Origin of the sequence: Mycolicibacterium aubagnense (assembly GCF_010730955.1) — a bacterium.
Taxonomy (GTDB): Bacteria; Actinomycetota; Actinomycetes; order Mycobacteriales; family Mycobacteriaceae; genus Mycobacterium; species Mycobacterium aubagnense.
The window spans coordinates 5,969,175-5,981,868 of sequence record NZ_AP022577.1; the positions used below are offsets into that span (position 1 = coordinate 5,969,175).

The following is a 12,694-nucleotide window of genomic DNA, read 5'->3' on the forward strand; positions in this document are numbered from 1 at the left end:
AACTCCTTGTCTGTCATCGGTGCGGCTGATCCGCCCGGTGGTCTTGAACGGTTCCCGCGGATTCGGGGACCGCACACTCATTGCGATGCGCGCGGAGCCGGCAGGCTCAGCGGGTGCTGGTACTCGGTCGCGTCCTCGGTCATGTAGTGGATCGCCGACATGACCGACGCAGCCAGTTCGGCCCCGTTGCGTTCAGTGACGGTCCCAGACAGCCGCACCAGCGGCACCCCGCCGGCGACGAACACGTTTATCTCGGTCATAGCGCAACACCTGCGACCACCGATTCCGGGATGCGCAGCGCGCACCGCAGCGCATACCGTGCGTCATCGACATCGCCTGCCTTCAGATCCGCCATGGCGGCTGACAGCAAGTAATGCGCCCAACGCGGTGCGTATCCGGCCGGCCCCATCTGACCTGACCAACGGGCCTGGCTGGCCAGCTCTTCCAAATCGGCGGCCGATTTCCAAGGGTGCCCCCAGGCGGAGCGAAGCAGCTGCAGCACCTCGTCGATGTCTTCGGCCTCGATGGCATCGAAGTTCCACCGCGGTGACGTGCCAGCGGTGATGTTCACCGCGCCGAGCTCGTCCGGACCCAAGACGAGGACGCCTTGTGCCTCGGCGTCCGGGTCTGTGGCGACCACCGCGTCGAACGGTCCGGCTAGCCCCAGGCCGGCGGCTTCCAGGAGCGGGCGCCACGGCTGGCTGCACCCCAGCCAGCGGGCGACGAAGCTGTCCGGCACCAGGGTCATGAGCGGTGTCAAATGGCTGGCAGCTCGCATGTCCGGGGGCAAGAATCCAAGCCCATCGCTGGTCACGAACACCGCCGTGTTGGCGCTGACCCCGACAGCGATCTCGGTGGTCAGCCCTGCTTTGACATGCATTCTTGACAGCCCAGCGGCGATCGACGCGGCGACCACCTGCATATCGGTGGCGTGTGCGAGCCCTTTGAGGTCTGCTCCGAAGTCGAGCAGCTCGGCGGGGGTGTCACGTCCCTGCGGCTGGTAACGAATCGGCGCGGCATCAGCTGCACCGGCCCCACCGCTGCGCTGCGATGCGGGTGCGGATCGCGCTGCCGGCCCAGGCGGGAGCCCACCCATCATCGGCGGCATCATTGGCGGCATTGGGGACCCACCAACGGCCGGCGCAGGCGCCGCCGACGGTGACAACGTTGCCGTACCCGCACCGCCACCACCGTCGCCCGAGGACGTGTGTGTGCTCGGGGACGACAGCGAGTCCGCGCCGGTGACCGCCTGGCCCGAAGACAGCGTGGTCGCAGGGGCGCTGCCGGCGGGCGCAGCCGTGCTGGCCGGCGCCGTGGGGGTGGTAGCCGTCGTCTCGATGCGCGCCTGGGCATCCTTGTTCTGCTGCTCTTCGGCCGCAGATACCGGCGTGGTTCGAGCGTTTTCAGGGTTGTGGGCTCCGGCCAGTGTTGTGCGTCCGAGCCCCGGACCCACCCCGTTCAACGGCGAACCGGCGGGACCCGAATGTGCGCGAGCCCCCGACAGTGTCGCGCCCTGCTCGCCGACACCCGAAGTCTTGGCCAGTTTCGCCAATGCATCCTGAGTGATCGGCACCCCAGACCCGCCGGGGATTTTCTTCATCAGCTCGCCGATCATGGCCTGCGCCGGCTGAGTAATCGGGGCAAGCCCCTGCGCGAGGTTGGGCATCGGCAAGTTCGGCGGCTTCATCATCTGGCCGCCCACGTTCTGAAGCAGCGACCCCAGCGCGCCGTCGGGCATGCCCGGCACGATCGGGTTGGAACTCGAGGTAGGCGCCATCGTTGACGGAATGTCCGGGGTCGCGCCTTTCTGCACACCGGCTACCAGCGAGTCCTGCGTGGACTTGTGGTTGGACCCGAGCTGATCCGCAGACTTTTTGGCCTGGTCCAGCAGCTCGTGATACTTCCTGGTGAACTCGGCCTGGTTGCGCGGCGACTCAGGACCGCCCGATCCGGCATACGAGGCGATCAGCTCTTGAACGGCGGCTTCGAAACTGACCGCCGTGCCGTTGAGCTGCACTTTAGTGTTCAGGATGTCCTGCGCCATGACGGAGGCGCCCTGTCCCATATTGATCTGGTTCAGAGCGCGGTCGAACGCTGCGCGCTTGTCCTCGCTGAAACCTTCCAGCAGCTGAGTAGGGGTCTGGCCCGTGGCGTTGGCCTCGATGAGGGCGAACATCACCTCAGCGGTGTCGCCAGTGCCCACCGATTCAGCGGCCTGCTGGAACAGCTGCACCACCGAGGCAGCTGTTCCGGACTCCGACGTTGTGGGGTAGTTGTTGCCGATGATCTCGGCGGCATGCGGCGTTGTGACAGGCGGAATATCAGTCGGGGACATGGGGTGTGTCCGTCCTCTCTGTCTGTTCGCGTCGCCAAGAGCGCAGCGGTGCGCCGGTCATCTTGGCCTGGGGCGCGGATCGACGCCGGGTGCGGCGCGTCATACGTCGGACACCACGCGCACGAACTGGGTTCCAGGTCGCGCGTTGGAGAACATGACGTCGGTGCCGGACTGCTGCGCCTCCACGACTTTCCCGTCACCGACATAGACCTGAACGTGCTCATTGGGATCAGTGGGGAACGCGAGATCGCCAGCAACCGCGTCGGCGGCGCTCACCAGATGCCCCGCGGTGTACTGGTCACCGGATACGCGGGGCAATTCCACACCGGAGGCCTGGTACACCAGATACCGAGCCAGGCCCGAGCAGTCGAACCCCGTCTTGTTGTAGTCGCCGGCGGCGTTGGCTGCTGCGTTCGAGGTGTTGCCCGAACACGTCGGCCCGTTCAGATCGCCCGAGCCCCACGAATACGGGATGCCGGCTGCGACCACCTGGCGGGCCAGATCGATGATGCGCTGCTGGTACTGCGTGCTTCCGGGACTGTTGGGGCCCGCAGTCCCCGAACCGCCACCGTGGCCAGAAGCGGTGGTCAGGCCGCCCGTACCCAGCGCGCTTGAACCGTCCCCACCGAGAAGCTTGGCGATCTCTTGAGCAGCTTTCGGGTTGGACAACGCCCCCGGATTGGACTGTCCGGCCGACGACGCCGGGACCTGCGGCATCTGCGGCATCCCCCCGCCGCCCTGTCCGGCCGCTCCGAGCAGAGAGGATGCCCCGGCGCCCAACGCACCGAGCATGGCACCGCTGATCCCATTAAGACCGTCGGCGCCTCCCTTGTCGATCGCGGTTTTGCCCTTGGAATCCTTGCTCGTCTTGTCGATGCTGTCGGATGCTTTATCACTGGCTTTGCGGGTTTGGGCCGTGGTGTCGTCAACGGCGCCCGTTAGGCGGGGGTCCACTCCGGGCGCGCTCGGCTTACCGTCGATGCGAGCAGCGCTCAGCTGGCCGGACGCCGACGATGTTCCCGCCTGGATTACCGCGTCGTTGGTGCTGATTGAGGATGTCATCGGCTACGCGCTTTTCACGTTTGACGCCGCGGCGGAGTCGATGGAGTTCAGCCCCTGCAGCAGCTTGCTCAGGTCGGATATCGCGGTCTTCACCGAACCGCCCGCGGCTCCGACCTGGGTTCCTACGCCGTTGACCGCAGTGTCGAGTGCGGCAAGCACAGCCGCATAGGCGGGAGCGGCGGTCCCAGCGGTGCCGCCATCCGCGCCACCGGAAGCCACCACACCCTTGCTGGCCGCGGCCGCCACCGCGGCGGCCACTTTTCCGGAGTCGGAGACCTTGCTGGTCAGGGTGTCCTGGAGGCTGGTCAGCGAAGTCAAGGTCTGCTGAAAACCCTCTCGGCTGGTGATGGTGATGTTCGCGTTGTCCGCCATGTTCCGGTCCTTGCTCAGAGTGTCTTGATCTTGTTGGCTGCGGCACCGTCGGTCGCGGTGATCTTCGAGAACTTGTCGCTGGCCGTGTCCGCACAGCTGCCGGCGATGCTGCACAACGCATCGGTGGCCGCACGGCCTGCGTTGCTCCAGGAACGCAGGCCGGTGAGCACGTCGTGGTACACCGGCGCCGGCCCACCGGTGGTGAAGGATGAAGCCTCTTTTTCTGCTTCATCCACGACACGTGCCAGTTGGTCGCCGAAGGTGCGCAGGGACGTGACAGCGGTGCGGATTGCCTCGACCTTGGACAGGAAGGTGCCGCGGTCGGCGATTTCAACGGTGTCACCGCTTGTCATGCTGATACCTCCAGCTGCTCTGAGATCGGTTCATTTTGCCGACCCGATTTATGCGAATTTTGCATGTGCAAATATGAGTGCAGTTTAGGGCGGATTTTGCGGTCTGGTGCTTGATACACGTCTCAAGCCACCCCATCGGACGCCCCGTCGCGTTCCCTGGGGGTCCGAGGTGGCCTCGATTTCGGTCCTGAGTCCGAGCAGTCACAGGTTCACGGTGAACCGGGATCCGACTGGCAGCAGCCCGCCTTCGCAAAAGCGAATGTCGACGATGGCCGAGTCGCCGGGGACGGCGTCAGTGCTTACGAGGATCGCCGGCGCGAATTCAACCTGACCCCACGGGTCCAGAGCGTCGTGAAGTCCCGGAGTGTCGACATCGGCGGACACCGCCTGGGGTGCGCCACCAACGCCGTTACGCAGAACAACAACTGAGAGTTCGACTTTCATGTGGGCCATCGTGAGTTTTCCGAGTCGCCGAGCGTGCCCGCGGCGCGAATGACACGAGTGTCGCTGGAACACGCCTCGAGGCGTGTTGAAGAGTGTCGCATGCTGGCCGCATCCAATGATATTGGCTTTCTCTGTTTAGGAGAATACGATTCCCGGTGTCATGACTGGTCTCCGCAGCCCCGTAAACCGCACCGTGCCCGCCGATCTCGCCGCCAGATACCGAGACAACGGCTGGTGGACCACCGAAACCGTCGGTGACCTGCTGGCTGCCGGCGTGCGGGCCGCGCCCGACGCCGACTTCCGGATCCACTCGGCAGTCCGGGGCTGGTCGGGTACCTACGCCGAGGCCGAGCACGTGGCCCGCCGGCTCGCCGCGGGACTGCGGGCCCGTGGTGTCGGCCCCGGCGACGTCGTGGCCTTCCAACTGCCGAACTGGATGGAAGCCGCCGCGGTGTTCTGGGCGGCGGCGTTTCTGGGCGCGGTCGTTGTCCCGATCGTGCACTTCTACGGCCGCAAGGAACTGGCGCACATCCTCGCGGACGCCGCCCCGCGCGTCTTCATCACCGCCGACAACGCCGGTCGCCCCGCCCACCATGCCGATCTGTGCGCCGACGTGCCGATCGTCGGGGTGGTGGGCCGCGATTTCGACGACCTGCTCGCCGCGGAACCGATGGCGGGCACCCTGGCCGTCGACCCGGCGGCGCCGGCGCTGATCGCCTACACCTCCGGCACGACGAGCAACCCCAAAGGCGTCGTGCACAGCCATCAGTCACTGGTCTGCGAGACCCGCCAACTCAACGCCGGTTACCCCACCGAACGCGGCAAGGAGCTGACCGTCGCGCCCGTCGGCCATTTCATCGGCATGGTCGGGGCGTTCCTGATGCCGGTGCTGGAGGGGCGGCCCATCAACCTCTGCGACAGCTGGGATCCCGGCCAGGTGCTGGCCCTGCTGAAACGCGACGGCCTGGCGGTCGGCGGCGGACCGCCGTACTTCGTCACCAGCCTGCTCGACCATCCCGACTGCACGGACGAACACCGGTCGCTGTTGAAAACCGTTGGCCTGGGCGGATCGTCCGTTCCGGCAGCGGTGACGCGCCGGCTGTCGGACCTCGGCGTCTTCGTCTACCGCGCCTACGGCAGCACCGAGCACCCGTCGATCACCGGCACGCATCCGACCGCGCCCGAGGCGAAGCGACTGTTCACCGACGGCGACCCGCGGCCGGGCGTCGAGATCCGGTTGAACGACGAGGGTGAGATCTTCAGTCGCGGTCCCGACCTGTGTCTGGGCTACACCGACGATCAACTGACGGCGAAGGCCTTTGACGACGACGGCTGGTACCGCACCGGCGACATCGGATTCCTCGACGACGACGGGTATCTCACGATCACCGACCGCAAGTCCGATGTGATCATCCGTGCCGGCGAGAACGTCAGCGCCGTCGAGGTCGAAGAGGTACTGCTCGGCATGGAGAGCATCGCCGACGCCGTGGTGGTGGCCGCACCTGATACCCGACTCGGTGAGCGCGTCGCTGCCGTCGTGCGCGTGCGGCCTGGTCATATCCTGCCGACGCTGCAACAGGTGCGCGAGCACTTCGCGGCGGCCGGCGTGGCGCGCCAGAAGTGGCCCGAGGAACTGCACGAGGTGGCGGACTATCCCCGGACCGCCAGCGGCAAGGTGCAGAAATTCCTGGTGCGCCAAGGGCTTCGATCATGAGCTGGCGCACAATTCCGGAGATGGTGCTGAGCACCGCGGACAGATTCGGTGACGCGGAAGCTCTGGTCGATGGACCGCTGCGCCTGTCGTACGCCGAACTGGCGGGGCGTATCCGGCGAGCAGCGGGCGCCTTCCACGCGCTGGGGGTCGCGAAGGGCGACCGGGTTGCCATCTGGGCGCCCAACTCGGCCGACTGGGTGACCGCCGCGTTGGGGCTGATCACCGCTGGGGGAGTAGTGGTTCCGGTCAACACCCGGTTCAAGGCCGTGGAGGCGGCCGACATCATCACCCGCAGCGGCGCCAAGGCGGTGATGGTCGAGAAAGGTTTCCTGGGGCAGGATTTCGATGTCCCCGCCCGTGTGCCGGCCATCGACCTGAGGTCGGGGTTCCTCGACAACGCAGAGCCCTACGAGTGCCGCGACATCGACGGTGACGACATCGCCGACATCATTTACACGTCGGGTACGACCGGTCGCCCCAAGGGCGTGATGATGAACCATCGGCAGACCCTGCGGCAGTACGCCGAGTGGTGCGACCGGGTCGACCTCCGGGAAGGCGACCGATATCTGATCGTCAACCCGTTCTTCCACACCTTCGGTTACAAGGCGGGCATCATCGCCGCGCTGATCCGCGGCGCCACCATACTGCCGGTGGCGGTGTTCGACGCCGACGCCGTCGTGGAACTCGTTGAGCGCGAACGTATCACCATGCTTCCCGGCCCGCCGACGCTCTATCACTCGCTGCTCGCGGTGCCGGACAAGGCAAGGCTCGCGACGCTGCGAGCCGGCGTCACCGGCGCCGCCGACATCCCTGTGGAGTTGGTGCGCCGAGTCCTCCACGAGTTGCCTTTCCAGACGCTCGCGACGGGGTACGGGTTGACAGAGTGCGGCACGGCCACGATGTCCCGGCCGGGCGACTCGTTCGAGGACATCGCCACGACGGTGGGCCGGCCCTCGGAGGGGATCGAGGTTCGCATAGCCGACGACGGCGAAGTGTTGGTCCGCGGCTACACCGTGATGGCGGGATACCTCGACGATCCGGTCGCCACTGCGGAGGCCGTCGACTCTGACGGCTGGTTGCACACCGGTGATCTCGGGTCGTTCGACGACAGCGGCCGGCTGCGCATCATCGGCCGGAAGAAGGACATGTTCATTGTCGGTGGCTTCAATGCGTATCCGGCGGAAATCGAGGGTTACCTGCTCGAACATCCGGCGGCGGATCAGGTCGCGGTCATCGGTGTTCCCGACGACCGGTTGGGGCAAGTAGGGATGGCGTTCGTCGTCTCGGCGTTGCCCGTGACCGAACAACAGCTGGTCGCGTGGAGTCGGGAGCGGATGGCGGGGTTCAAGGCGCCGCGGTTCGTCGAATTCGTCGAGGAACTGCCGCAGAACGCCACCGGCAAGGTCACCAAGGACGCGCTGGTGGCGATGGCCGGTCCGACGTTGCAGCGTCGCGCCGACGCATGAGCGTCTATCGGAGGGCCTGTCGGCTGGCAGAAAGCCGGTGTTGCTGGCCTACTGGTGCTGGTACGAGCGCGGATTTCCATTGAGGTCGTAGAAGGCAACGTCGCCGACGGCGCCACCGATCACCTTCACGATAAGTTCACCGGCAAGGAGCCGTTCCCGGAACAACGCCAGCGCTTCCTCTTTCGACTCGGCGGTGTTCCGGGTTTCGATACTGATCCCGTAAGTGTTGGCCATGTCTCTCTCATCGTCGATGGTGTTGGTCGGGCGAGACACTACGACCGCGGCGTCGAAACCCTAGCTTCCGGCACGCGGTCGACGGGAAGATCGATGACTGCGTGTCCGTGCACGTAGAACACCTCGGTCCCGCCGTGCAGCGATCGTTCCGGGTTGTCGTAGGTGTGCCCGTGCATCAGCCACTGCGGCTGATGTCGATCTGTCCAATGCCTGAGCGCTTCGATCCCGACATGAGCCGAGTCTTCGGCGTCGTTGATCCCAGCTGGAGGGCAGTGCGTTATGACGAGTTCCGCGCCCGGCAGTCGATCGATCGCACGCGTGTACTCGTGCTGCTCGAATAGAACGTCATCGAGATCTGCCTTGTAGCGCACGCAGCCTTGCGCGGCGAGGATGCGGAGGGGTCGATACCCACGCAGTGACAACGTTCCCTGCCGTGCAGGCAAGCGCCGGTCTCCCACCAAGTCCACGATGCCGTACTCAGGGAAATAGTCTTGGGTGCAATGGTTTCCGTACACACCAGCCGCCAGCGGTGCACCGGACCGGGCAATCGCAGCGGCGTGGACGGTCGAATAATCGCCGAGACTGATCAGCGCATCGGGCTGATGCGCTGCAACTAGCGACCGCAGGTCATACCGGCCGTCGATGTCCTCGGGCCAGGTGTGAGCTGAGTCTGCGATGACGAGTAGACGCATGGTCGGCACCGTAGGAGTTGAAGCGCGGGAGGATGGGTACACGACGCGGCGGAGCATGGCGGCCGTCCCGCACGAGGCGCGCCCAGCCCCGTAGGGCCGTGGGCATCAGATTTACCGTGCGCGGCATGTCGCATTTCGGCCGCCGTTTCCGCAGATCTGCCCGCCCGATGCCTGCTTCGCGGCGGGCTGTGCCGGACCCGCTACCGAGGCTGGCACTGCCTCCGACCCATCAGTCTGTCCAGTCGCTCGACGTGTTTGACCACGACGGACCACTGGATTCAATCCCGCTCGGCGTAGGCGTGGACGGCGTCGTGAGTTGGAGCCTGGAACGCAGCAACGGGCTCCTGGTGAACGGCGGAACAGGCGGCGGCACCACCCAATTCATGCGTGCGGTGACCGAGCAGTGCCGCACCCGCGGCTGGCAGGTACTCATCGCCGATGGATTTGGGTTCGAATTCATGGGCTTCCGCGGAACGGCCAATGTGTCGTACGTCAGTGACCTGCTGATCGACATGGCGGTCAAGTACCGCGATTACCTGACCACGTTGGAACTTGCGCACAGCATCATGACCAGCCGCAGGGAAGTCTTGTCCCATCCCGACCAAGCCGAGAGATTCGCGCCGCTGCTGTTGGTCCTCGGCGAGCTCGCAGGCCCGATGCCGCGTTGGGAGTATGAGCTGGATCAGAAACAAATCCGCCGCATCCACAAGATGATCGAAGACCTGCTGGCCGCCGACCAGAAACTTCGGTGCCATGTTCTCATCTCCGTAGGAAGCGGATGGAGACGGCGTGTGCCGAAGTCATGGGCTACGTGGTGCGACACCGTGATTTTTGACTACCGCCCGGAGCGGGCTTCGGTGGCCCATTACGCCGACCCGTCGTCGGCGTTGGAGGCGGTGAAAGCAGCAGCGACCCACCGGTACCCGCCTAAAGGTCGCGGCGTGATCGTTTCGACCCGCGGCTCGACTGTGGGAGCTAGTCAGTTTCAAGCCTTTCTGACGTACAGCCCCGCGGAGAAGGACCTGCAACGTCATTCGTCCGAAGTCGCAGAGGGGTGGAAAGAGTTCAAACTCGCGGTGTCCGACGCGGCGCCGGCGCTGCATCCCCCGCTGTGATGGGGCGCGCACGAGGACTATCCGATGTACGAAAGTCGCTACGATGGCGCGGAGACATTCAGCAGCAGCGGTCAAGCAGCGTCAACAACGGCGCTACCGCCGGTCAGATCGGATTCGGCGTAGTCACATTGGTTGAGCTGGATATACGTTCCGTCTAGACCGGAGTGCCGCAACGCCCGAGCATCGCGTTCGCCATAGGCGATCAGGCATGAGGGAGCTCCGGCATTGGCCTTGGCCCGTGTCCCGTCGGCATAGTGGAAATGGATACGGCCGTGCAGGAACATCACGGCGGTCGCTCGTTTCCACACCGCTTCAACGAACCATGCGGTCTCGGTGCGCGCGAAAATCAGTGCTGTGCCGGCTCCATGATCCGCGAGCTTGTGCAACCATTTCACGGCCTCGCGGGAATACGGCGGATTCAGCCACACCCGCCCAAACCACGGTGACTCAAGGCCGTCAGTGGGTAGGGTGTAGTGCGTTCTGGCGGTCGGCCACGGCTTGGGATCCGGTGCCGCACAAGGGTCTAGGTCGAATTGCCCCAATTTCGCCAACAGATCGGGAGGCGTCAGCCACGTATCCGTCAACATCGATGCCGATTGGTGGCCGCCCATCGCCAGGCCTCTGCTCATCAGGTTCCTCCTGCTCGTACAGTCAGCGCTCGGTCTTGATGCCGAATGCGACCGGGGCAGGGGATGGCTCGTAGTCGCCACCCTCACGCCAGTCGCGGCAGTAGGGGCACCACGGCCGTAGCTTGCGGTGTATCGAACGGGCGTAGACGAGCGGAACTATCCACACGAGACCAGGGATCTGGAGCAGCTCGGGCGCTGCGTTCGGATACAGCGCGCGCACGATCGCCGGAACGCCCGCACAGAAGAACAGCAGCGTTGCGAATCCCACCCACGTAGACCCGAAATGGGATAACCGCAGAAGCAACTTCTGACGTCGCGCACGGTCCGGCGCATCGACAGGCATGTCCCGCACACATGGAATGCACAGCGCGGTGCTGCACTGATGAACGATCGACGCGAATACGCACACGCCCCAGATTGCGACGATGGTCGTGCTGATCGCTGTCGGCACGAGGATGCGCTCGCACACAGTGGCGAGCACCGCTGCGGCAAACGTGCGCATCTCCCAATGCGCCAGTGTGGCAATCAATCTGGACGAGCGCGGCTGGTCTCCGTGCACCGCGGAGGTCATTGGCGGGCTCTCTCAATTCGGGAAGCTGACCGGGTCATCTCACGATGATTACCCGATCCGGCCCAACCGCTGCCGCGTCCTGCACGACACGCGGAGATTGACCGAGTTTCGGGGCGTTGGACCTATTCGGCCAAGCACGTATCGACCAGCGGGGCTTCGGCCACGCGTGACACGAGCACTCACAGCCGCGGCGAGTTACGGCATTCCCCGCCGGTATGACGCTTGGACTCTTACTAGCTGGTCTCGTGCTTGTCCGACGAGCTCGAGCTGCATCGCCGGCGAGATTCCGCCCGAACGGGCCACCGCTAGGACTTTCTCGGGCATGTCGCACAACTCTGCGAGGGCTTGGTCAACCTCGGGGTTGTCCACCTCTTTGGCCAACTCCGCGACGAGGGGGATGGCGGTGCCCAAAAAGTCGAGGACAAGGTCGGTGCCTGGCGGCAGAATCTGGTCCCGCAGGGCCACCCATTCGGCATTGTCGAACGCTTCAGGTACCGCAGCGCACCGGTACACAACCTGTGACAGCGTGTTTCGCATCGTCGCAGACAGCGATCCGGTTGACGTGTCCAGGACTGCTCGCACCAGCGCAACAACTTCGTCTATCGATATCGCCGCGTAGCCGAATGGGATCGCCGGCCGACGTCGTTGAATCCGCCGGCGTGGCGTCTCGCCGCTGTTGTCGCTCATAGTGAGTCCCCCCTGGATCTATTGGGTGGTTCGTTCAAGCACTGGCTGCGGCAGTGTGCGTTGCTGCGTTCCTACGGCTCAATGCGGCGGCGACTTAACGACTAGACAGACGCCGCAGCGGCAGGCCCGAACACTACTCGCCGGGGTTCTGTTGGTTGACACGCTAGGGTGATTGCTTGTGCGTTGGCGATACCAGTCTGGCTGGGCACCACTGATGAATAGTCAGGTGGCCCTTACCGTTTCCAGTCGGAATTTCGCACGTCACTAGCGCGAGCCACGATCCGCGTGTCGTCTGTGCCCACGCGTGTAACGAGCCGGGCAAGGCGTCGTTGAAGCACGCCAAACCCTCCATCTTGACCCTTAAGGAGACCCGGTCGAGCCGGAAGCAGTCATCCCGGCTGCCCAGAAGCTGGTTCACGTCCACCAGTACGGGCTGTGGAGGATCGATGGTGCGCCGTGTCGGCGGGATCATCTCTACCGGCCAATGCGCAAACATCGGTTCGAACATGCTTTCGAGTATGCATCCGCCCGGGCATGCTTCGCCAGACGGGCATTAGGAATTTCGAACTTGGCGGGATGCACTCGGGGCCGGACGAAATAGGGGAAGCTCTCCGCTACGGGCCTGTACGCGATGCACTGACCATCTCCACGGGCTGAACATCACCACACCCAGTCAGCGCTGTCACGTCCCCCGCACTGCCCTTATCCTTGGATCCAGGGGAGGGGGATCCATGTCTGATGTGGTCCGCGTCGACGCCGAGGGCCTGGCGTCGCATGCCGCCGTCTGTGACAGCGTTGCCGACGCTCTGTCTGGCAGGGTCGCGCCGACGGCTACCGGCCACATCACGCAGGCCAGCACATCTGCGGTGACCACCGGCCACGGGATCATCGACGCTGTCACTGGACATCTCGCGGCGCGGGCCACCTCTTTCGGCTACAAGCTGCGCGTCGCGTCGGGGGTGTACGTGGACACCGACGAAGCTGGTGCGGGCACCATCGCCGCAATCGTCGAGGTCTGAA

General features: G+C 65.0%; 15 protein-coding genes. 4 read left to right on the forward strand and 11 right to left on the reverse strand.

Features of this window, described 5'->3' with window-relative positions; genetic code table 11:
* Positions 1 to 77: 77 nt before the first annotated feature.
* The 6 genes from G6N59_RS28630 to G6N59_RS28655 form a co-directional block, all read right to left on the reverse strand.
* The gene (locus G6N59_RS28630) at positions 78 to 260 is read right to left on the reverse strand and encodes a hypothetical protein (RefSeq protein WP_138230358.1); all 183 of its coding nucleotides are present in this window, start codon (positions 258 to 260) and stop codon (positions 78 to 80) included.
* Positions 257 to 2,335 carry a hypothetical protein gene (locus tag G6N59_RS28635; protein ID WP_179970251.1) on the reverse strand — a complete coding sequence of 693 codons (2,079 nt, stop codon included), beginning with the start codon at positions 2,333 to 2,335 and terminating at the stop codon, positions 257 to 259. Before G6N59_RS28635 ends, G6N59_RS28630 begins: the two co-directional genes overlap by 4 nt.
* A gap of 99 nt (positions 2,336 to 2,434) precedes the next feature.
* Entirely contained in the window at positions 2,435 to 3,397 is a 963-nt protein-coding gene (locus tag G6N59_RS28640; protein ID WP_138230359.1) for a C40 family peptidase, read from the reverse strand.
* Between the two features lie 3 nt (positions 3,398 to 3,400).
* Positions 3,401 to 3,769: a hypothetical protein gene (locus G6N59_RS28645; RefSeq protein ID WP_138230360.1), complete on the reverse strand. Its 369-nt coding sequence runs from the start codon at positions 3,767 to 3,769 to the stop codon at positions 3,401 to 3,403.
* A 14-nt stretch (positions 3,770 to 3,783) separates the two neighbouring features.
* On the reverse strand, positions 3,784 to 4,122 hold the full coding sequence (locus tag G6N59_RS28650) for a hypothetical protein (protein WP_138230361.1): 339 nt from the start codon (positions 4,120 to 4,122) through the stop codon (positions 3,784 to 3,786).
* 201 nt (positions 4,123 to 4,323) lie between these two features.
* A complete protein-coding gene (locus G6N59_RS28655; RefSeq protein WP_138230362.1) occupies positions 4,324 to 4,566 on the reverse strand; it encodes a hypothetical protein in 243 nt (80 codons plus the stop codon).
* A 160-nt stretch (positions 4,567 to 4,726) separates the two neighbouring features.
* Between G6N59_RS28655 and G6N59_RS28660 the strand changes: the two genes are divergently transcribed.
* Both G6N59_RS28660 and G6N59_RS28665 read left to right on the forward strand, forming a co-directional pair.
* Positions 4,727 to 6,280, forward strand: coding sequence for an AMP-binding protein (locus G6N59_RS28660; RefSeq protein WP_163911844.1), 1,554 nt, complete (start codon positions 4,727 to 4,729; stop codon positions 6,278 to 6,280).
* Positions 6,277 to 7,746 (forward strand): FadD3 family acyl-CoA ligase, encoded by a 1,470-nt coding sequence (locus tag G6N59_RS28665; protein ID WP_138230363.1) that lies wholly within the window; start codon positions 6,277 to 6,279, stop codon positions 7,744 to 7,746. Before G6N59_RS28660 ends, G6N59_RS28665 begins: the two co-directional genes overlap by 4 nt.
* A gap of 48 nt (positions 7,747 to 7,794) precedes the next feature.
* Here G6N59_RS28665 and G6N59_RS28670 read toward each other — a convergent pair whose 3' ends face one another.
* Positions 7,795 to 7,980 carry a hypothetical protein gene (locus G6N59_RS28670; protein ID WP_138230364.1) on the reverse strand — a complete coding sequence of 62 codons (186 nt, stop codon included), beginning with the start codon at positions 7,978 to 7,980 and terminating at the stop codon, positions 7,795 to 7,797.
* Positions 7,981 to 8,018: 38 nt separating this feature from the next.
* The gene (locus G6N59_RS28675) at positions 8,019 to 8,672 is read right to left on the reverse strand and encodes a metallophosphoesterase family protein (protein ID WP_235678757.1); all 654 of its coding nucleotides are present in this window, start codon (positions 8,670 to 8,672) and stop codon (positions 8,019 to 8,021) included.
* A gap of 116 nt (positions 8,673 to 8,788) precedes the next feature.
* Here G6N59_RS28675 and G6N59_RS28680 point away from each other — a divergent pair, with 116 nt between their 5' ends.
* A complete protein-coding gene (locus tag G6N59_RS28680; protein WP_163911847.1) occupies positions 8,789 to 9,787 on the forward strand; it encodes a hypothetical protein in 999 nt (332 codons plus the stop codon).
* Between the two features lie 71 nt (positions 9,788 to 9,858).
* Here G6N59_RS28680 and G6N59_RS28685 read toward each other — a convergent pair whose 3' ends face one another.
* From G6N59_RS28685 to G6N59_RS28695, 3 genes are all read right to left on the reverse strand, one after another.
* Positions 9,859 to 10,416 carry a DNA N-6-adenine-methyltransferase gene (locus G6N59_RS28685; RefSeq protein ID WP_234884214.1) on the reverse strand — a complete coding sequence of 186 codons (558 nt, stop codon included), beginning with the start codon at positions 10,414 to 10,416 and terminating at the stop codon, positions 9,859 to 9,861.
* Positions 10,417 to 10,438: 22 nt separating this feature from the next.
* Complete coding sequence (locus G6N59_RS28690) at positions 10,439 to 10,987, reverse strand: hypothetical protein (RefSeq protein WP_138230366.1); 549 nt, start codon at positions 10,985 to 10,987, stop codon at positions 10,439 to 10,441.
* A 195-nt stretch (positions 10,988 to 11,182) separates the two neighbouring features.
* On the reverse strand, positions 11,183 to 11,674 hold the full coding sequence (locus G6N59_RS28695) for a hypothetical protein (RefSeq protein WP_138230367.1): 492 nt from the start codon (positions 11,672 to 11,674) through the stop codon (positions 11,183 to 11,185).
* 731 nt (positions 11,675 to 12,405) lie between these two features.
* Here G6N59_RS28695 and G6N59_RS28700 point away from each other — a divergent pair.
* The gene (locus G6N59_RS28700; protein WP_138230368.1) at positions 12,406 to 12,693 is read left to right on the forward strand and encodes a type VII secretion target; all 288 of its coding nucleotides are present in this window, start codon (positions 12,406 to 12,408) and stop codon (positions 12,691 to 12,693) included.
* The last annotated feature ends 1 nt before the right edge of the window (position 12,694 follow it).

Excerpts from the sequence above, each read along its gene's own strand:
- G6N59_RS28635 (WP_179970251.1), bottom strand. The coding sequence starts at position 2,335 with ATGTCCCCGACTGATATTCCGCCTGTCACAACGCCGCATGCCGCCGAG.
- G6N59_RS28670 (WP_138230364.1), bottom strand. The coding sequence starts at position 7,980 with ATGGCCAACACTTACGGGATCAGTATCGAAACCCGGAACACCGCCGAG.
- G6N59_RS28660 (WP_163911844.1), top strand. The coding sequence starts at position 4,727 with ATGACTGGTCTCCGCAGCCCCGTAAACCGCACCGTGCCCGCCGATCTC.
- G6N59_RS28655 (WP_138230362.1), bottom strand. The coding sequence starts at position 4,566 with ATGAAAGTCGAACTCTCAGTTGTTGTTCTGCGTAACGGCGTTGGTGGC.
- G6N59_RS28645 (WP_138230360.1), bottom strand. The coding sequence starts at position 3,769 with ATGGCGGACAACGCGAACATCACCATCACCAGCCGAGAGGGTTTTCAG.
- G6N59_RS28695 (WP_138230367.1), bottom strand. The coding sequence starts at position 11,674 with ATGAGCGACAACAGCGGCGAGACGCCACGCCGGCGGATTCAACGACGT.
- G6N59_RS28690 (WP_138230366.1), bottom strand. The coding sequence starts at position 10,987 with ATGACCTCCGCGGTGCACGGAGACCAGCCGCGCTCGTCCAGATTGATT.
- G6N59_RS28650 (WP_138230361.1), bottom strand. The coding sequence starts at position 4,122 with ATGACAAGCGGTGACACCGTTGAAATCGCCGACCGCGGCACCTTCCTG.
- G6N59_RS28640 (WP_138230359.1), bottom strand. The coding sequence starts at position 3,397 with ATGACATCCTCAATCAGCACCAACGACGCGGTAATCCAGGCGGGAACA.
- G6N59_RS28675 (WP_235678757.1), bottom strand. The coding sequence starts at position 8,672 with ATGCGTCTACTCGTCATCGCAGACTCAGCTCACACCTGGCCCGAGGAC.
- G6N59_RS28700 (WP_138230368.1), top strand. The coding sequence starts at position 12,406 with ATGTCTGATGTGGTCCGCGTCGACGCCGAGGGCCTGGCGTCGCATGCC.
- G6N59_RS28685 (WP_234884214.1), bottom strand. The coding sequence starts at position 10,416 with ATGAGCAGAGGCCTGGCGATGGGCGGCCACCAATCGGCATCGATGTTG.
- G6N59_RS28630 (WP_138230358.1), bottom strand. The coding sequence starts at position 260 with ATGACCGAGATAAACGTGTTCGTCGCCGGCGGGGTGCCGCTGGTGCGG.
- G6N59_RS28665 (WP_138230363.1), top strand. The coding sequence starts at position 6,277 with ATGAGCTGGCGCACAATTCCGGAGATGGTGCTGAGCACCGCGGACAGA.